This window comes from Thiomicrospira cyclica ALM1, from assembly GCF_000214825.1.
GTDB lineage: Bacteria > Pseudomonadota > Gammaproteobacteria > Thiomicrospirales > Thiomicrospiraceae > Thiomicrospira > Thiomicrospira cyclica.
Window position 1 is genome coordinate 896,924 of the sequence record NC_015581.1, and the last position, 17,823, is coordinate 914,746.

A 17,823-nucleotide genomic window follows, 5' to 3' on the forward strand; every position below is an offset into this window, starting at 1 on the left:
CGAGATGAAAATAAACAATATGACCGATTTAATTGGCAACACGCCATTGGTCAGCATTACTCGTATGGCGAAACTAGCCAACGGTGCTGAGGTGTGGGCCAAAATGGAAGGCCAGAATCCCGCGGGGTCGGTAAAAGATCGCCCCGCTTATAATATGATTTTACAAGCACAGATTCGTGGCGACATTAAACCTGGTGATACGCTTATTGAAGCCACCAGTGGTAACACAGGCATTGCTCTCGCGATGGTTGCTGCGATGATGGGTTACAAAATGGTGTTGATAATGCCGGCCAATATGAGCATTGAACGACGCGCATCCATGGCCGCCTATGGTGCTAAATTGATTTTAGTTAGCCAAGAAGAGGGCATGGAAGGTGCGCGCGATCTTGCTCTGGCCATGGCCGAACGAGGTGAGGGTCATTTGCTCAATCAGTTTGCCAACCCTGACAATTATTTAGCCCATTTTAATACCACCGGTCCTGAAATTTGGCGCGATACCGATGGTCAGTTAACTCACTTTGTCAGTGCGATGGGAACCACCGGTACTATTGTGGGAACATCCCTCTATTTAAAATCGAAAAATTCGGGCATTCAGATAGTGGGTGTGCAACCGACCGAGGGGGCATCCATTCCCGGTATTCGTCGATGGCCAGCGGCTTATTTGCCAGCGATCTACAAACCTGAGCAAGTTGATCAGATTCTCGATATGTCTCAAGACTTAGCGGAAGAAACAACGCGTCAACTAGCAGCGAAAGAAGGCATTTTTGCCGGGATTTCCTCTGGTGGTTGCGTGGCGGTTGCGTTACAAGTCGCTACTGCGACCCCGAATGCCAAGGTGGTTTGTATTATTTGTGATCGTGGTGATCGTTATTTATCAACCAATGTCTTCCCTGCGAGTTAAATAGCTATTGATGAGAAACGTCCTATGAGTTCAGTTCTAGTATTTGATATCGAAACTGTACCGGATATCAGTGCCGCACGTCAGGTTTATGATTGGCATGATTTATCCGATCAGGACACCCTAGCGGGACTGAGTTTAAAACGGCGCATAGAAACAGGAAATGACTTTCCCAAGCATTTTCTTCATCAGGTTGTTGCTATATCGGCGGTTTTAAAAACAGCCGAGGGCGTAAAAATTTGGTCGATTGGTGATGTTGCAGACGATGAAGCCAACTTGTTACAACGTTTTTTTGATGGCATCGGGCGTTTTCAACCCACGCTGGTCAGTTGGAACGGCGGTGGGTTCGATTTGCCCGTCCTGCATTATCGTGCCCTAAAACATGGCATTCAAGCACAGGCCTATTGGGACATGGGCGATTTTAACCGCGAGCGCAAATGGCACAACTACATCAGCCGTTACCAGTTTGCTCATATTGATTTGATGGATGTCATGGCTGGCTATCAGCCACGGGCGAACGCTAAATTGGATGAAATTGCGTTACTGCTCGGCTTACCCGGCAAAATGGGCTTGAGTGGTGCGGGTGTTTTAGAACAATTTCAAGCCGGTGATATTCAAGGCATTCGCGATTATTGCGAATTAGATGTGATTAATACCTATTTAATTTATCTACGTTTTCAGCTTATGCGTGGCTGGTTAGATCCATCATCCTATCAAGCCAATATTGACGAGTTAGCCGAGTTATTAAAGTCGTCTTCCCATTCTCATTGGCAGGCCTATTACCAGGCCTGGCACTCAATACAACCTTCGAAGGATATAAAGGTATCGGCATGGCCAGAGAAATAGAGCGTAAATTTTTGGTGATTGCCGATTATTGGCGTGAACAAGTAATAAAGCAGACCCGCTTCGTGCAAGGTTACCTAAATTCAATCGAGGAAACTTCTTGTAAAAGTTCGGTGCGCATTCGCTTAGAGGGTGATCAAGCCAATATTAATATCAAGAGCCTAGAAATTGGCTTAAGTCGTGATGAGTATGAATATTCAATTGACCTAGCGGATGCTGAAAATATGTTGAAAAATCTGACAGTTGGACCGGTTATTGAAAAAATACGTTATTTAGTTCCGGCAACTACTGGGGTTTGGGAGATTGATGAATTTTTTGGTGACAACGTCGGATTAATCATTGCGGAACTGGAACTACCAGATGAAAATACGCCTATTGATCTGCCCGATTGGATTGGAGCAGAGGTGACAGACGATTTGAAATACTATAATGTTAGCTTATCTAAAAATCCTTACAGTCAATGGAAATAACATGAAGCAGGTTAAAAATAAAATAAATCAATGGCTTACTGGTCTTTCTTTTGCAGGATTGGTAGTTTTTAGTGGCGCAAGTTATTCGGCACCAGGCCTGCTTGAAGTTTATCAAATGGCCGCGATCCATGATTCGACCTTGGCACAGGCTCGCACGGAATTAGAGGCAGACCAGCAACAGCTTGTGCAAGCACGCTCGCTACTACTGCCCAAAATTAATGCGCAGGCGGGCTTTGCTTACCCGGATATCGAACGAAATCAAAATCGCCAAACGCTGGGCTTGCGTTTAGACCAGCCCCTGTTTAACCGGGAAGCATTTAGTTTATTTGACGAGGCGACGATTCGAACCAATTTGGCGCAAATGCAATATGACACTGTTGTTCAAAATCTAATGACTCGGGTGAGCCAAGCCTATTTTGATTTGCTTTTAGCACAACAAACCTTGAGCTTTGCCCAATCACGCGAAGCCGCCGAAAAAATTCAATGGGAGCGAGCGCAAGCCGCGTTAGAAGTGGGTTTGGCGAGTCGTACCGATGTATTACAAACGCGATCGGCCTATGATTTAGCGATGGCGGATCGCATTGAAGCGAAAAATAATGTTGATATCAGCCAAGAAGCCTTACGTCGTTTAACCGGACAGCCCGTACTACAAGTTCAAACCTTACCGCTGGAACAAAGCATTCAACCCGATGCCAGATTGATTCGTGAGGCTGAGCAGGCTGGTTTAATTAATGAGTTTAGTCAAAATCTAGCTGTGCAAATTGCCGCTGAGCAACAGCGTTTAGCAGAGCAGGGTATTATTACCCGCAAGGCGGATCGTTGGTTTGATGTTAACCTCAGTCTTTCACACACTCGCACCGAATGTGGTGGCAGTGATCGTGATCCTTTGCTATGTCGCAGCGGCGATAACACCGAGGTATCCATTAATGCCACCTTACCTCTTTATCAAGGTGGTTTGACCAGTTCGCGAATTGATGAGGCACGATTACGTTCGCAAACAGCAATGACCGCGGTGCGCGAAGCTCGCGAGCAAGCCAGTTTAGATACGCGCGTCAGTTTACGTAATCTCGAACGGGGCCAAGCACGAGTGAATGCCTTGCGAGAAGCCGTTAAATCAAATGAAGCGTTTTTAGAAGCCGCGGAAGAGGGTTATCGTGTTGGCTTGCGGAATCTGATTGATGTGGTCACGGCTCGTGCCAATCTGTTTAATGCGCAAAATAATCTGGCTCAGGCCATGCAGGCCTTAGTTCTTGAGCAGTTGCGCCTTAAACAAGTTTTAGGTCAATTGCACCCCGATGATTTGGCACAGGTTGATCTGTTGCTTGCCGCCCCTTAAAGGCAAGCTCGATGACACTGCGTTCTCGTGTTGGCCGCCGCGACCTACTTAAACTAGTGGGGGCTGGCGGCCTAATAACTGGTTTAACGGCTTGTCAGCAAGCCAGTGCCGATAATCATCTAAAAATGGGGATTACCGGACGTCCTCGCACCCTAGACCCAGGTCGTGCTACGGACGCATTATCCAGTCGTTTAAATCGCTTGCTTTATCAAGCATTGATTGATTTTGATGACAGTTCAAAACCTCAGCCGTCTTTAGCCGATTGGGATCTTATTTCATCGACGCACTACCAGTTTACTCTCCGCCAACCCTTAGCCCGCTTTCATAATGGTCAAACCTTAACCGCACAGGATGTGGTAGCCACTTATCAACGAATTTTGGATGCGGATTTTGGCTCGCCCCATCGAGGAAATTTGCGCAACATTGCTCGGGTTCAGCAAGACAATGATCACCAACTCAGTTTTTTGCTCCATCAACCCGATCCACTGTTTGTTAGTCGCTTAAGTTTGGGCATCTTGCCGGCCGATTTAATTGCCAGTGGCCATAATTTTGGCCAAAACCCGGTTGGCAGTGGTCCAATGCGTTTTATTAGTGCCAGCGAGCAGGGTGTGATGCTTGAACGTGAAGATGGTATTAAGGTCGAGTTTGTTGTGGTTACGGATGCCTTGGTTAGGGTGCTTAAATTAGTTAGGGGTGAATTAGACCTAATTCAAAATGATTTATCTCCGGAACTAGTGGCTTATTGCGATCAACATCCCGCTCTGAAGGTAGGTTGGCAGGTGGGCAGTAACTTTGCCTATATTGGTATGAATATGAGTGACCCATTACTCGCAAACCCGTTACTCCGGCAAGCTATTGCAATGGGTGTCGATCGACAAACTATTATTCATGCCATGTTTAAAGGCCAAGCGCGCCTCGCAGGTGCTTTGTTACCGCCCGAGCACTGGGCAGGGCATAGTGGCTTAACAGGAGTGGCCTATAATCCCACCCAGGCCACAGCGCATATTACGCAGCTGCGAGAAATGCTGGGATTATCTGTTAATAATCTATTGCCGCTAAGTTTTAAAACCTCCAGTGACCCAACGCGCATTCGTATTGCTACTTTATATCAGGATCAGCTTCGCCAAATTGGCATTGATTTGCGGATTCAAAGCTATGATTGGGGTACCTTTTACAGTGATATTGTTCAAGGTCGATTCCAGTTGTTTAGTTTGGCCTGGGTGGGCATTAAAAGTCCAGATATTTTTGATTATGTATTTGCATCCCACGCCTTACCACCGAATGGTGCTAATCGGGGTCGTTATCAGAGCACCATTGCCGATGAATTGATTACCAAAGCAGGGCAGAGTCCTAATATGGCAAGTCAGGCCTATTATTATCGTGCTTTACAGGCGCACTTAGCCGAGGATTTACCGGTGATTCCGCTGTGGTATGAGAATCAATATGTTGTAACTGGAAAAAATATTCTAGGTTATCAATTGCATAGCGATGGCCGTTATGATTCGTTAGTAAAGGTGAGAAAAATTTTTACAAAAAGTGCTTGACCCTTGACGCTGACTCTTTATAATACGCCCATCAACGCGAGGGGCTATAGCTCAGCTGGGAGAGCGCTACAATGGCATTGTAGAGGTCGGCGGTTCGATCCCGCCTAGCTCCACCATTACCTTCGCGACGATAAAATTAGTCCCGTTCGTCTAGAGGCCTAGGACACTGCCCTTTCACGGCGGTAACAGGGGTTCGACTCCCCTACGGGACGCCATTGCGGGAATAGCTCAGTTGGTAGAGCACAACCTTGCCAAGGTTGGGGTCGCGAGTTCGAGTCTCGTTTCCCGCTCCAAATTTCGTTACACGGCTTCCTAGGCCCTTAGCCGTGTCATACATCAAAAATTAGTCCCGTTCGTCTAGAGGCCTAGGACACTGCCCTTTCACGGCGGTAACAGGGGTTCGACTCCCCTACGGGACGCCACTATCTAAAACCAGTTGTGTAATCATAACTGGTTTTTTTTTGGCTATTTTCTTTTCCAGCCTCACAATTCTCATAATCTCTGTTAATCTTGTGATAAATTTTAAGAACATTAACTAAATTTATTGGGGTCAGACCATGCAACAAAGTGATATTGGTTTAATTGGTTTAGCAGTAATGGGTCAAAATCTAGTCTTAAACATGGCAGATCATGGTTTTAAAGTCTCTGTTTATAACCGTTCAGCAGCCAAAACCGATGAGTTTATGGCAAAACGTGTCGCTGATTTGCCTATTCAGGCCGCCTATAGTCTTGAAGAATTAGTTCAACAGCTCGAAGTGCCACGCAAAGTGATGTTGATGGTCAAAGCCGGTCAAGTAGTGGATGATTTTATTGCCCAGCTCGTGCCGTTACTCAGCCCGGGTGATGTTATTATTGATGGCGGTAACTCGCTCTATACGGATACCACGCGTCGCAGTCGTGCCTTGGCAGAAAAAAATATTCACTTTATTGGTACTGGAGTTTCAGGTGGTGAAGAGGGCGCGCGTTTTGGCCCTTCTATTATGCCCGGTGGACATGAGCAGGCCTGGTCGTTAGTTAAACCTATTTTTCAGGCTATAGCCGCCAAAGTTGATGATGAAGCCTGTTGTGATTGGGTGGGTCCTGAAGGTGCAGGTCATTATGTCAAAATGGTCCACAACGGCATTGAATATGGAGATATGCAGTTGATTGCAGAAGCCTATCAATTGATGCGCTATGGTTTAAAACTTTCCGCCGATGAATGTCAGGCTGTGTTTGCCAAATGGAATAGCGGCGTACTCGACTCCTATTTAATTGAAATTACCGCTGATATTTTAAAATTTAAAGATACCGATGGCGAACCTTTGATTGATAAAGTATTGGATGCGGCAGGGCAGAAAGGCACCGGCAAATGGACCGGCATTAATTCACTAGAATTAGGTGTGCCACTCACTCTCATTACCGAATCTGTCTATGCGCGTTGTTTGTCGGCGTTAAAATCGCAACGCATTACCGCTCAAAAGGTGTTAACCAGTCATGCTCAAGCCCCTGCTGTGGAGCGTGAAGCTATGTTGCAAGCGATTCATGATGCTTTATATGCCAGCAAGATTATTTCTTATACTCAGGGCTATATGCTCATGAAGCAAGCTGCCAATGATTACAAATGGCCACTTAACTATGGCGGCATTGCCTTAATGTGGCGTGGCGGTTGTATTATACGCAGTCGTTTTTTAGGTGAAATTAAACACGCCTATGAACAAAATTCGGAACTTGATTCTTTGATGCTCACGCCATTTTTTGCAACAGCACTGAATCAGGCCGAAATGAACTGGCGCCAAGCCATTGTATTTGGCGTACAAGCCGGTATCGCAATGCCCGCTTTATCAGCCGCTTTAGCCTTTTATGATGGCTATCGCACGGCCAATGGCTCGGCGAATATGATTCAAGCTCAGCGGGATTATTTTGGGGCGCACACCTATGAGCGTACCGATCGTCCACGTGGTGAATGGCATCACACCGACTGGGTGGGTTCCGGCGGTTTGGCACATTCCACAACCTATGAGGTGTAATGATGCCTGTTTCTTGTACCTATGTTATTTTTGGTGCTACCGGTAATTTATCTCTCACCAAATTATTTCCGGCTTTTTATCATTTAGAAGTGCTAGGTCGCTTAGACCCAGGAGTTAAGATTGTGGCATTGGGTCGCCGCGATTGGCAACGTAATGATTGGATTGAACAGGCTCGGCAAGCGGTATTGCCTTTAGCACGAAAAGGCTTAGATAATGCCGTTTTTGAGCGTTTTAGCGCGCGTTTAGACTATATTAAAGTTGAAATTAATGAGCCGCAATCGTTTTGTGAAATGGCTGCCTATTTCGAACAGCATGACTATCCAAAAAACATGGCTTTTTACTTGTCTATTAGTCCGAAAGATTTTAGTCCGGTAGTGCAGCATTTGTCCAAAGCACAGTTGCTCGATGAGCGCGATGGTTGGCGTCGAGTGGTATTAGAAAAACCCTTTGGCTATGATCTCGAAAGTGCTAAAAGTTTACAAACTCAGCTAAATCGTTGGTTAGATGAAAAACAAATGTATCGTATTGACCATTATCTAGGTAAGGGTATGGTACAGAACCTGATGGTGTTTCGCTTTGCTAACTTGTTGATGGAGCCGCTCTGGAACCGCAACTATATTGATCATGTGCAAATTACTCATGCGGAAGCCAAACCGATAGGTACCCGAGCTGGCTATTATGATGGCAGTGGTGCGTTGCGCGATATGATTCAGAGTCATTTATTACAATTACTGGCGATTATTGCGATGGAGCCGCCGGCTTCAATGGAAGCGGAAGACTTACGTAATGAAAAGGTTAAACTGCTGAAATCGATTCGCCCCATCGCCAAGTCGGCGGTGAATGCCCAAGCCTATCGTGCGCAATATTCAGCAGGTAAGGTGAGTGGAAAGGCGATGCCGGCTTATTTAGAAGAGCCCGGTGTCGCAACCGATAGCGTGACCGAAACCTATGCGGCATTAAAACTTTATATTGAAAACTGGCGCTGGGCGGGCGTGCCATTTTATGTGCAAACCGGTAAAAATATGCCCAAGAACCAAACCATTATTTCGATTTGTTTTAAACAACCCCCAAAGCAGTTTTTCCGTGAATCTCAAGTGAAAAAAATGGCGCCTAACTGGTTGGTGTTTGGGATTCAACCAGAAGAAACTATTCGGATTGAAATGATGGCCAAACAACCTGGGTTAGAGATTAATACCCGACAAGTCTCGCTTGATGCCAGTATGCGTCAAGAGGATGAAGAACAACATGATGCTTATGAAGAACTGTTGCTGGATGTGATTAAGGGCGATCGCTCGTTGTTTTTGCGTTTTGATGAGGTTAAAGCGGCATGGAAGGTGGTCGAACCGGTGTTGCAGGCCTGGTCATCCGATCGCGGTTATATTGATACCTATCCGTCGGGCACCTGGGGTCCTCGCGATGCGATTAAACTGTTTGACCAGCCGGGGCAGCATTGGCGAGTGAGTTTAGAGCCAGAGGGGGCGGATAATGACGAGTCCCGCTGAGGTTGTTTACCCCAAAGAATGGCGTATTTTTAAAAACAGCGAGTTATTGGCCCAGCAAGCGGTTGCCGACATTGTCACCACCTCAGAGATCGCCATTAAAGCACGCGGCGCATTTCATTTAGTGACAGCAGGCGGTCGTACGCCTAATCGTATTTATCAACTCCTAGCGCAAACGGAGCAGGACTGGTCACGCTGGCATATTTATACGGGTGATGAGCGTGTGGCACCGCTTGGCGATACCCAGCGAAATGCAACCGCTTTGTTTAGCCATTGGCTTAATGAGGTGTCGATACCGGAAGCTAACCTGCACCTGATGCAGACCCATTGGCCGGTTGCTGAGGCACTGGCTGATTATCAGCAACAGGTTGCCGGTCTTGTGTTTGATATGACCTTGCTTGGTATGGGGGAGGACGGCCATACTGCCAGTTTGTTTCCCAACCAGGCCTGGCGCATTCTGGCAGGCGATGTGGCGCTAGTTATTGATTCCCCAAAGCCTCCGCCGGTACGTTTAACTCTAACCTTAGCCTGTTTAAATCGCTCTAGGCAAATAATTAAACTGATTACCGGTGCTGAAAAGAATCCTGCGATTTTGGAGTGGTTGGCTGGCGATGAGTTACCCATAGTAGCCCCGCTTGGTAGCGAGGTCACAAAGGTCTATTTGGATGAGTCAGCTTGTTTGGGTGCTTGAAGTTTGGAATTGTCATCTCTGTTAAAGTGGGGGATGGGTATAAATCGAATCACTAGGTATAAAATACTGCCCACCAGTAATCCCATAAAAATATTACCAAACCACAAGGGCAGCCAAATTTGCGGGAACACTTCAATCAACCAACCCCAAACGCCTAAGCCCTCGGTAACTTCAATATTACGCAGGGTAGGCATGCCAAGTATCCAGGCGCCTACAAGGTAACCAAAGGTCCAAATTGGCCACATGGTGACCGGATTAGTAATCCAAGCAAGGGCAACCGAAAACGGAATATTGGCTTTGGCAAAGTAGGCAATAATCGCCGCTAATGGCATTTGCAGTGGCACCGGAATAAAGGCACAAAAAGCCCCGACAAATCCAGCCTTAGCAAATGCATTACGGTTTGGGCGCCATAAATCTTTATGTTTAATGCCGGGGAATTTGCGATTGATCCACTCACTGTATTTAACTGCACGAATCCCCTTAATGATACTAAATTTAACCGACCGCATTTTGCTCCTTCTGCGAAACAATACTCACTTCTTCTATGTTGGTTATGGCTTCTAATTGATCAAGCAGTGCACCTAAGTTAGCGTGCTCAATCACTTCAATATCAAGTGCCATATCCACAGTACCCTCTGCTTGATTGGTAAAAGTATTTGAACGAATTAAGTTTACATCAAAATCGGCTAATTTTGACATGACGTCGCGTAATAATCCCTTACGGTCAAAAGCTAATATATGCAAAGTGAGTTGCAATAGTCTGGGTGGTGCTTCGGTTTGGCCTATCCAGTTTACGGCGATTAGGCGCTGCCGATCGTAATCGGCCAAGTTGAGAATGTTATTACAGTCTTGACGATGTATGGTAACCCCTCGACCACGGGTAACAAAGCCAATGATGTCATCCCCTGGCTTTGGTACACAGCAAGGCGCTAAATGGGTGCGTAGATTTGGTGCGCCGACAACATAGGCGCGTGATCCATCAGCGATGGCTTGATCCAAATCGAGTGGTTTACTGGTAACGAAATTCAGGGGTTTTTGGACAGTAAGCAGGCCTGGTTGAATCAACTTTTGCAATGCATTAAGAAGTTGGCGCTCGTTAAGTTGGCCTTTGCCTAAAGCCTCATAAAAATCTTTTAACTGTTCAAAACCGAAATAGTGTGCACACTCTTTAACCGGTAAATGTTTCGCATTGAGTCGCTTTGCTTCGCGGGCATAGAGTTGTTCACCAGCTTCTATATTGGCTTCTTTATTACGCCGGTTAAACCAACTGCGAATTCGTGTGCGTGCACGTGAAGTTTTAATGTAACCCAAATTAGGATTAAGCCAGTTACGATTCGGCTCACCATTGCGCAGTGCCAAAATTTCAACACGATCACCGGTTTTAAGGGCTTGAGTGAGCGGGATAATATGGCCATTAATTTTCGCACCACGACAACCATGGCCGAGGTCCGTATGAATGGCATAGGCAAAATCCAATGCCGTGGCTTCTTGCGGCAGGGTAATAATTTGATTGGTCGGTGTCAGCACATAAATGTGTTGACTTTGCAGCTCGGTCGAAATTTCATCAAACACCTCGGCATCATCGCGGTGCTCAAGCAATTGACGCATCGAATTAATGCTGGCCTCTAGGCGCGCGTCATACCCCTTACCGCCTTCTTTGTACTTCCAGTGCGCCGCAATACCATATTCGGCATGCTGATGCATTTCTTGAGTACGAATTTGAATTTCAACGGTTTTGCCTTCAGGGCCGATGACTACGGTGTGAATCGATTGATAGCCGTTATCCTTTGGGGAGGTGATATAGTCATCAAATTCGTCTCGAATAAAATTCCATTTTTCATGGACAAGGCTAAGGCATCGATAGCATTCAGTGACATCTTTTACATAAATCCTTAAAGCTCGCAAATCATAAAGACTATCAAGGCTTTGGGTTTTGCGACTCATTTTTTTCCAAATACTATAAATATGCTTGGGGCGTCCAGTAACCCGTGCTTCAATACCCTCATCGGCCAGCATTTGAGTTAAATAGGCAATGAGATTTTGAATATAGTTTTCACGTTCAACCCGTTTATCAGCTAATTCGGTGGCAATTTTTTTGTAGAGCTTTGGCTCTAAAAATCGAAATGAAAGATCCTCAAGTTCCCACTTTAGCTGTGCAATGCCTAACCGGTTAGCCAAGGGGGCAAATATAAGTTGCGTTTCAGCAGCAATTTGCTTGCGTACCGGTTCAGGTTCATTTTTTAAATCGCGTAACCGCGCAACACGATAGCCGAGTTTTACCACCATCATGCGGATGTCTGATGTCATAGCTAATAGCATCTGGCGTAAGCGTTCGGTTTGCACAGCATCGGAGTGAGTGCTGGGATCGAATTCTTTAAATTGATTAAGGCGGCGAATACCTTCAATCAGTTTGACGCTCTGTGGGTCAAAGCGCTTGGCTAAGTCCTCACGAGTGTAGTAAGGAATAAGGTTAGAGTCACTGGCGAGCGTTGCAATGTAAGTGGTGTCATCAAGATTAAGCTGGGTTAAAACCGAGCAGGCGTCTAGGCTTGACACACTGTGAATCATTGGCAAAGATTGGGCTTCCAAAGCCAACTGACAGGCATCCAACATCGCCTCAGAAAAATCGCTCGGTGCTCTTTTAGGAAATAAGGATTGGGCGAGTTGTTCAGGAGACATGATGGATACCTAGTATTGTCTTGAAAGTTGCGGTTGACACACTTATTCAGTGCGTGAGGTCACTTCCAATAAATGATAGCCAAACTGGGTTTGCACCGGGCCTTGAACTTCATTGACAGGGGCGCTAAAAACGACGCGATCAAACTCAGGCACCATCATGCCAGGTCCAAATTCGCCTAATTCACCGCCAGAACGACCGGATGGGCACTGCGAATGGGCACGTGCTAATTCGGCAAAGTCGGCACCTTGTTCAATTTGGTTTTTCAAGTCAATACACGTTTGCTCACTTGCTACTAAAATATGTCTTGCGCTTGCTTTCTTAGCCATAATATTTGTCCTTCAATTTAAAACTTTGTAATAAAAATTAACGTAAACCAATGAAATGATTGGATAAATGTAACGCGGTTTCAGAGACTAAATCACCAAGGAGATGCTCCACAAACCCTTTTTGTGCTTCATAACGGCGTACTTGTTTGACACCAACGATATCGCGGACGACAAAGCCCAGATCGCCTAAACCATCAATCAAGCCCAGTTCAACAGCTTCATCACCGAGCCAAACTAAGCCTGAGAAAAGCAGCGGGTCATCACTTAAGCGATCACCACGCCCCTGTTGAACGACTTCAATAAATTGCTGGTGAGTGCGCTCAAGTACCCGATCTTTAAAAAACTGCTTGGCCGCTGGATCTTCTTCACCAAAGGGATTGATAAAAGTTTTGAACTCACCGGCCGTCATCGAGCGGTTTTCAACACCCAACTTATCCATAAGTTCGGTGAAGCCAAAACTATCAAAGCGAACCCCAATGGAGCCAATAATAGACCCTTTGTTGGCAAAGATTTGATCCGCAGCAGCAGCAATATAATAACAACCTGATGCACATAAGTCTTCTGCCACCACGTAAACCGGTTTATTGTGCAGTTCTTTTAGGCGAGTAATTTCATCATTAATCAATGCCGACTGCACCGGGCTGCCACCGGGTGAGTTCATGTGGATGACCACCGCGACGGCATTGCGGTCTTCGAAGGCATCGCGTAGCAGAGGATTAATGGTGCTGGCACTGGTGCGACTATTGGGCATGATTGAACCTTGAATCGATACGAGTGCGGCATGACTACCGCTGCTGGTTGATTTGCCTGGCCCGTTCAAAAATCCAACCAGCATTACAATCGAAACTGTAATGTAGAGAACCACCGCAATTTTGAGCGTATTGGTCCAGCGGCGCGACCACTTTTCTTGCTTAACATAAGCATCGGCCGCATTGGCTAAACGGTCTAAAGCGTTAGTTGAAAGTGTGGCTGACTGGGCAGGTTGTCCAGGGTTTTCAACTGGCTTGTTTTCTGTCCAAGGGTTATTAGAATCCATTCTTACCTCAAATTTTTTGCGACTGGCGTATAATTCAAAGCCTGTATTCTAACCCGTTTTAGTAGGCCTATGTCGGATCAATTTAAGGATCAATTAAAGTTTGATGTGAGCGCGTTTTTAGCGAATTTAACCGAGCGGCCGGGCGTTTATCAAATGCATAATGACCAAGACGAGGTGATTTATGTCGGTAAAGCCAAGAATCTTAAGCGCCGTGTGTCGAGTTATTTTGTTAAAAATCATGATGCGATTAAAACGCAGGCGATGGTGGCGCAGGTGGCACGTATTAGCGTCACGGTTACCGATACCGAATCGGAAGCGTTAATTTTAGAAAACACCTTAATTAAACGCCTCAATCCACGCTATAACGTGTTATTTCGTGATGATAAGTCTTATCCCTATCTCTTTGTTTCAACAGGAAAAGATTATCCGGCACTGAGTTTTCACCGTGGTGCTAAACGCCGGGTAGGACGTTATTTTGGCCCCTTTCCCAATGCCGGCGCAGTGCATCAAACCCTGCAATCCTTGCAAAAAATATTTCCGGTGCGTCAATGTGCGGAAAGCGTTTTTAAACATCGTTCGCGTCCGTGTTTGCAATATCAAATCAAGCGATGCTCTGGCCCTTGTGTCGGCTTAGTTAGTCAACAGGATTATGCCCAAGACGTTCGGTTAACGCTGCTGTTTTTAGAAGGAAAAAGTTTTGATGTGATTGAAGAGCTGGGTCAGCAGATGCAAGCGGCTTCGGATGCATTAGACTTTGAAAAAGCCGCCTTGTTACGTGATCGCATTTCGGCGTTACGCACCATTCAAAGTCAACATCTGATTAATCAACCAGGGTCGCAAGATTTAGATGTGATTGCGGTGCAAGCGCGCAATCACCAGGCCTGCGTCACGTTGATGATGTATCGTGGCGGCCATTTGTGGGGCGGTGAAAACTATTTCCCCAAATTTAAATATGCCGATGATAACAATTTGGCTGAAACGATGAGTGCGTTTATTTCACAGCATTATGAGGGTCATCCGATTCCTAAAACGCTCTTGATTAGCCATGAGATTGCTGACCAGGCCTGGTTACAAGAATGGTTGAGTCAGAAAAAACAGCAAGCGGTTACCATCAAACAAGCGGGGCAGTCCACATCGAAAGGTTTGGTGCAATTGGCATTAAGCAATGGTGAATCGGCCTTAAAACAGCATTTATCACAAAAAGCCAGTCAGTGGGATAGGGTCGTGGCCTTGCAGGATGCCTTGAATCTCGTCCAACCGCCCAAATATATGGAATGCTTTGATATCAGCCACACCATGGGCGAACAAACCGTCGCCAGTTGTGTCGTATTTGTTGATGGTGTGCCTGCATCGCAAGCCTATCGCAAGTTTAATGTCAGCGGTATTACCGGTGGCGATGACTATGCTGCGATGCATCAAGCTTTAACGCGTCGATATACGCGGTTAAAAACCGAACAGCAACCGTTACCCGACTTGGTGATTGTGGATGGGGGTAAAGGGCAGTTAACCCAGGCGATTGCGGTGTTGCGTGAGTTGGAACTGGATCAGTTGCCGCTGGTGTCGGTCGCCAAAGGCGAAGGGCGCAAGGCTGGGCTAGAAATTCTTTATACGCCGCATAACCTTGATGGCATTGATTTAGAACCAGATGACATCGCGCTTCATCTGATAAACCATATCCGCGATGAGGCGCACCGCTTTGCGATTACCGGCCATCGCCAACGCCGCCAAAAAGCCCAAACCCATTCGCAGCTCGAAGACATTCCTGGCGTTGGTCCTAAAACGCGCAAATTATTACTGACCCATTTTGGTGGTTTAGCGCAGGTTAAAAATGCGGCGGCCTCGGAACTTGCAAAAGTAAAGGGCATTAGCCCGAGTTTAGCGCAAAAAATTTATGACTTTTTTCATGGTGAATTATGACCGACACAACAACCTCTATGCCCGCAGTAGAACAGCAGGCTATCCTACAAGCCACGCAAAAATGGTTGCAAACCATCGTGATAGGGCTTAATTTTTGTCCTTTTGCCCAGCGCGAATTTGATGCCAATCGCATTCACTATGCTATAACGGATCACCGTAAAACCGAAGACGTTCTGGCCGCTTTACAAGTCGAATGGCAACGCCTAGATCAGCAATCTGATATTGCTACGACTTTGCTGGTGTTGCCTTATGGTTTTGAAGGGTTTTGGGATTATTTAGATCTGGTAGATATGGCGGAACAGCTATTAGTGATGGATGGGTATGAAGGTATTTATCAGGTGGCCAGTTTTCATCCAGATTATTGTTTTGCCGATGCCGACGAGCAAGATCCAGCCAACTTTACCAATCGGTCACCTTACCCCATGTTGCACATTCTTCGCGAAGACCAACTCAGTCAAGCCCTAGACCATCACCCTGATCCCGAGGCGATACCGGCTACTAATATGGCAAAGGCCCGCGCGATGGGCTACCAACAACTGGAAACCTTGAGACTCGCATGCTTCAAATAACCGAGATTTGGCGGTATCCCATTAAATCCTGCCGGGGTTTTCAGGTGGAGCAGGCCTGGTTAGATAGCCGGGGTTTAGTGGGTGACCGTCGTTGGATGCTCATTGATGCCAAAGGGCGCATGCTCACCCAGAGGCAATATCACAAGTTAGCCTTGGTAGAGGTCACCGAAGTAGCGTTGCAACACTCGCTGCCACAACCTGTAAAACCAGACCTGCTGCCCTTAAGCGTTAAGGCACCGGGAATGCCCGAATTAATCGTAAATCCGTTGACGCAACAACAGCGATCAAGTTCACCATTACGTAGGGTACAAATTTGGCAGGACACCTGCCATGCCTGCTTAGCGGAGGATTCAGCGCATCAATGGTTTAGCAAATATTTAGCTCAACCTACTTGGTTAGTAGAGCAACCTAATACGATGCAACGACCCATTGACCCGAATTATGCCTCACTCGATGCCGAGGGACACTATCAGCAGGTGGCGTTTAGTGATGGGTTTCCCTTGCTATTAATATCCCAAGAGAGTTTAGATGATTTAAATGACCGCATTAGCCACGCTAAACATGCCGCATCAATTGCGATGGCCAGTTTTCGCCCCAATTTGGTGATAGGTGGTTGTGATGCCTATGCCGAAGACCAGGCCAGGCAATTAATTATTCAAGGTGACAATTTGCAGTCGTTTAATATTGTAAAGCCCTGCTCGCGCTGTGTCATACCGAGCATTAATCTCAGGACGGGGCAGATTCAGCAAGAACCTACGCGCACCTTAAAAACATATCGCCAAGGTGTTCATGGTGACCGAAATGATCCGCAAATTTATTTTGGTCAAAACCTGTTACTAGGGCACACACTATTAACGCAAACCAAACTATACCCACAACCTATTCACGTGGGTAGCCGGGCAGAATTGCGTGAGTAGCTTTCAAAGCAGCAATCTTAAGTGCGTTTAGCCCGCGATGGTGCTAAAATTTTGCTTATTACAGAAAGGTAAATTGAGCACGCTATGAAACTGCAAGATCTCCCCATGAGCATTACCTGGCTTAGGGTCGCGTTAATTCCGCTCTTTGTATTGATTTATTACTTGCCATTTGAAGGCGCGCGATTGGTTGCCATGTTGGTGTTTGTGATCGCTGCGTTAACCGATTGGCTCGATGGCTACTTAGCGCGCCGTTTAGATGCAACCACTCGTTTTGGGGCGTTTTTAGATCCCGTAGCTGACAAGCTCATAGTTGCTGTCGCACTCGTTATGGTCGCGGTGGAGTACCAGGACTTATTGATTACCCTAGCCGCGATTGTGATTATTGTGCGTGAGGTGGCGGTTTCGGCATTGCGTGAATGGATGGCGCAACAAAAGCTGAGTAATGTGGTGGCAGTATCGACTATTGGCAAATATAAAACCACCTTTCAGCTGGTCGCCTTAGCCATGCTCATTTATGGCGGAACCTTATTTGGCGTACCTTGGGGTACCATTGGGTTTGGTTTATTGATCATCGCCGCCTTATTAACCCTTTGGTCTTTCGTGCAATATAGCATCGCTGCTTGGCCAAGATTAAAATAAAACCATAGCTTGTTAAAAGTGGTCCAAATTTTGACATAAAGCTGCAAAATAACGCTTGACCTTTAATAGCCAGCCCCTATAATACGCACCGAAGCGCGGGAATAGCTCAGTTGGTAGAGCACAACCTTGCCAAGGTTGGGGTCGCGAGTTCGAGTCTCGTTTCCCGCTCCAAATATGGCTGAGTGGTAGAATGGCTATACAGCGGATTGCAAATCCGTGGATCTCGGTTCGATTCCGGGCTCAGCCTCCATACCCAAAACAGCTTCAAATAACGTTTTAAAAGCAAGTCATCTGCCCAGGTGGCGAAATTGGTAGACGCAAGGGACTTAAAATCCCTCGCCTGAAAGGGCGTGCCGGTTCGATTCCGGCCCTGGGCACCATTATAAGTTATTGATTTATCACGTTATTCTAGTAGTTTGAAGTAGTGTTCAAAACCACATAGAAAACGCGGA

16 protein-coding genes and 7 tRNA genes are annotated in these 17,823 nt (G+C 46.4%); 19 read left to right on the top strand and 4 right to left on the bottom strand.

Annotation, left to right across the window (positions count from 1 at the left end; translation table 11 throughout):
• Nucleotides 1-4: 4 nt before the first annotated feature.
• The 12 genes from cysM to pgl all read left to right on the top strand — a co-directional run bounded on the left by cysM (nucleotide 5) and on the right by pgl (nucleotide 9,287).
• The gene (cysM, locus tag THICY_RS03845) at nucleotides 5-901 is read left to right on the top strand and encodes a cysteine synthase CysM (protein ID WP_013835299.1); all 897 of its coding nucleotides are present in this window, start codon (nucleotides 5-7) and stop codon (nucleotides 899-901) included.
• A gap of 24 nt (nucleotides 902-925) precedes the next feature.
• Nucleotides 926-1,744: a 3'-5' exonuclease gene (locus THICY_RS03850; RefSeq protein ID WP_013835300.1), complete on the top strand. Its 819-nt coding sequence runs from the start codon at nucleotides 926-928 to the stop codon at nucleotides 1,742-1,744.
• On the top strand, nucleotides 1,729-2,211 hold the full coding sequence (locus THICY_RS03855) for a CYTH domain-containing protein (RefSeq protein WP_013835301.1): 483 nt from the start codon (nucleotides 1,729-1,731) through the stop codon (nucleotides 2,209-2,211). The genes THICY_RS03850 and THICY_RS03855 overlap by 16 nt, the downstream gene beginning before the upstream one ends.
• A 1-nt stretch (nucleotide 2,212) precedes the next feature.
• Nucleotides 2,213-3,547 carry a TolC family outer membrane protein gene (locus THICY_RS03860; protein ID WP_013835302.1) on the top strand — a complete coding sequence of 445 codons (1,335 nt, stop codon included), beginning with the start codon at nucleotides 2,213-2,215 and terminating at the stop codon, nucleotides 3,545-3,547.
• Nucleotides 3,548-3,558: 11 nt separating this feature from the next.
• A complete protein-coding gene (locus tag THICY_RS03865) occupies nucleotides 3,559-5,091 on the top strand; it encodes an ABC transporter substrate-binding protein (protein WP_013835303.1) in 1,533 nt (510 codons plus the stop codon).
• 40 nt (nucleotides 5,092-5,131) lie between these two features.
• Nucleotides 5,132-5,207: transfer RNA gene (locus tag THICY_RS03870), tRNA-Ala, on the top strand.
• Between the two features lie 23 nt (nucleotides 5,208-5,230).
• Nucleotides 5,231-5,306, top strand: a tRNA-Glu gene (locus THICY_RS03875).
• Nucleotides 5,307-5,308: 2 nt separating this feature from the next.
• Nucleotides 5,309-5,384 (top strand) — tRNA-Gly (locus tag THICY_RS03880).
• Nucleotides 5,385-5,437: 53 nt separating this feature from the next.
• Nucleotides 5,438-5,513: transfer RNA gene (locus THICY_RS03885), tRNA-Glu, on the top strand.
• Nucleotides 5,514-5,648: 135 nt separating this feature from the next.
• Nucleotides 5,649-7,097 carry a decarboxylating NADP(+)-dependent phosphogluconate dehydrogenase gene (gnd, locus tag THICY_RS03890; RefSeq protein WP_013835304.1) on the top strand — a complete coding sequence of 483 codons (1,449 nt, stop codon included), beginning with the start codon at nucleotides 5,649-5,651 and terminating at the stop codon, nucleotides 7,095-7,097.
• Between the two features lie 2 nt (nucleotides 7,098-7,099).
• Complete coding sequence (gene zwf / locus THICY_RS03895) at nucleotides 7,100-8,599, top strand: glucose-6-phosphate dehydrogenase (RefSeq protein WP_013835305.1); 1,500 nt, start codon at nucleotides 7,100-7,102, stop codon at nucleotides 8,597-8,599.
• Nucleotides 8,583-9,287, top strand: a complete 705-nt coding sequence (gene pgl / locus THICY_RS03900) for a 6-phosphogluconolactonase (protein WP_013835306.1) — start codon at nucleotides 8,583-8,585, stop codon at nucleotides 9,285-9,287. Before zwf ends, pgl begins: the two co-directional genes overlap by 17 nt.
• Here pgl and THICY_RS03905 read toward each other — a convergent pair.
• Genes THICY_RS03905 through THICY_RS03920 form a run of 4 tightly spaced genes read right to left on the bottom strand, consistent with a single transcriptional unit; the run spans nucleotide 9,254 to nucleotide 13,329 of the window.
• Nucleotides 9,254-9,796, bottom strand: coding sequence for a DUF2062 domain-containing protein (locus THICY_RS03905; RefSeq protein WP_013835307.1), 543 nt, complete (start codon nucleotides 9,794-9,796; stop codon nucleotides 9,254-9,256). The two genes, pgl and THICY_RS03905, sit on opposite strands and share 34 nt — an antisense overlap.
• Nucleotides 9,783-11,966 (bottom strand): RelA/SpoT family protein, encoded by a 2,184-nt coding sequence (locus tag THICY_RS03910; RefSeq protein WP_013835308.1) that lies wholly within the window; start codon nucleotides 11,964-11,966, stop codon nucleotides 9,783-9,785. Before THICY_RS03910 ends, THICY_RS03905 begins: the two co-directional genes overlap by 14 nt.
• 42 nt (nucleotides 11,967-12,008) lie before the next feature.
• A complete protein-coding gene (locus tag THICY_RS03915; RefSeq protein ID WP_013835309.1) occupies nucleotides 12,009-12,293 on the bottom strand; it encodes a peptidylprolyl isomerase in 285 nt (94 codons plus the stop codon).
• Between the two features lie 37 nt (nucleotides 12,294-12,330).
• Nucleotides 12,331-13,329: a S49 family peptidase gene (locus tag THICY_RS03920; RefSeq protein ID WP_013835310.1), complete on the bottom strand. Its 999-nt coding sequence runs from the start codon at nucleotides 13,327-13,329 to the stop codon at nucleotides 12,331-12,333.
• Between the two features lie 69 nt (nucleotides 13,330-13,398).
• Between THICY_RS03920 and uvrC the strand changes: the two genes are divergently transcribed.
• The 7 genes from uvrC (at nucleotide 13,399) to THICY_RS03955 (ending at nucleotide 17,751) form a co-directional block, all read left to right on the top strand.
• Entirely contained in the window at nucleotides 13,399-15,246 is a 1,848-nt protein-coding gene (gene uvrC / locus THICY_RS03925) for an excinuclease ABC subunit UvrC (RefSeq protein ID WP_013835311.1), read from the top strand.
• The gene (locus THICY_RS03930) at nucleotides 15,243-15,815 is read left to right on the top strand and encodes a DUF1415 domain-containing protein (RefSeq protein ID WP_013835312.1); all 573 of its coding nucleotides are present in this window, start codon (nucleotides 15,243-15,245) and stop codon (nucleotides 15,813-15,815) included. The genes uvrC and THICY_RS03930 overlap by 4 nt, the downstream gene beginning before the upstream one ends.
• Nucleotides 15,803-16,732, top strand: coding sequence for an MOSC domain-containing protein (locus THICY_RS03935; protein ID WP_013835313.1), 930 nt, complete (start codon nucleotides 15,803-15,805; stop codon nucleotides 16,730-16,732). Before THICY_RS03930 ends, THICY_RS03935 begins: the two co-directional genes overlap by 13 nt.
• 84 nt (nucleotides 16,733-16,816) lie before the next feature.
• The gene (pgsA, locus tag THICY_RS03940) at nucleotides 16,817-17,371 is read left to right on the top strand and encodes a CDP-diacylglycerol--glycerol-3-phosphate 3-phosphatidyltransferase (RefSeq protein WP_013835314.1); all 555 of its coding nucleotides are present in this window, start codon (nucleotides 16,817-16,819) and stop codon (nucleotides 17,369-17,371) included.
• Nucleotides 17,372-17,466: 95 nt separating this feature from the next.
• Nucleotides 17,467-17,542: transfer RNA gene (locus THICY_RS03945), tRNA-Gly, on the top strand.
• 5 nt (nucleotides 17,543-17,547) lie between these two features.
• Nucleotides 17,548-17,621 (top strand) — tRNA-Cys (locus THICY_RS03950).
• A 43-nt stretch (nucleotides 17,622-17,664) separates the two neighbouring features.
• Nucleotides 17,665-17,751 (top strand) — tRNA-Leu (locus THICY_RS03955).
• Nucleotides 17,752-17,823: the final 72 nt, after the last annotated feature.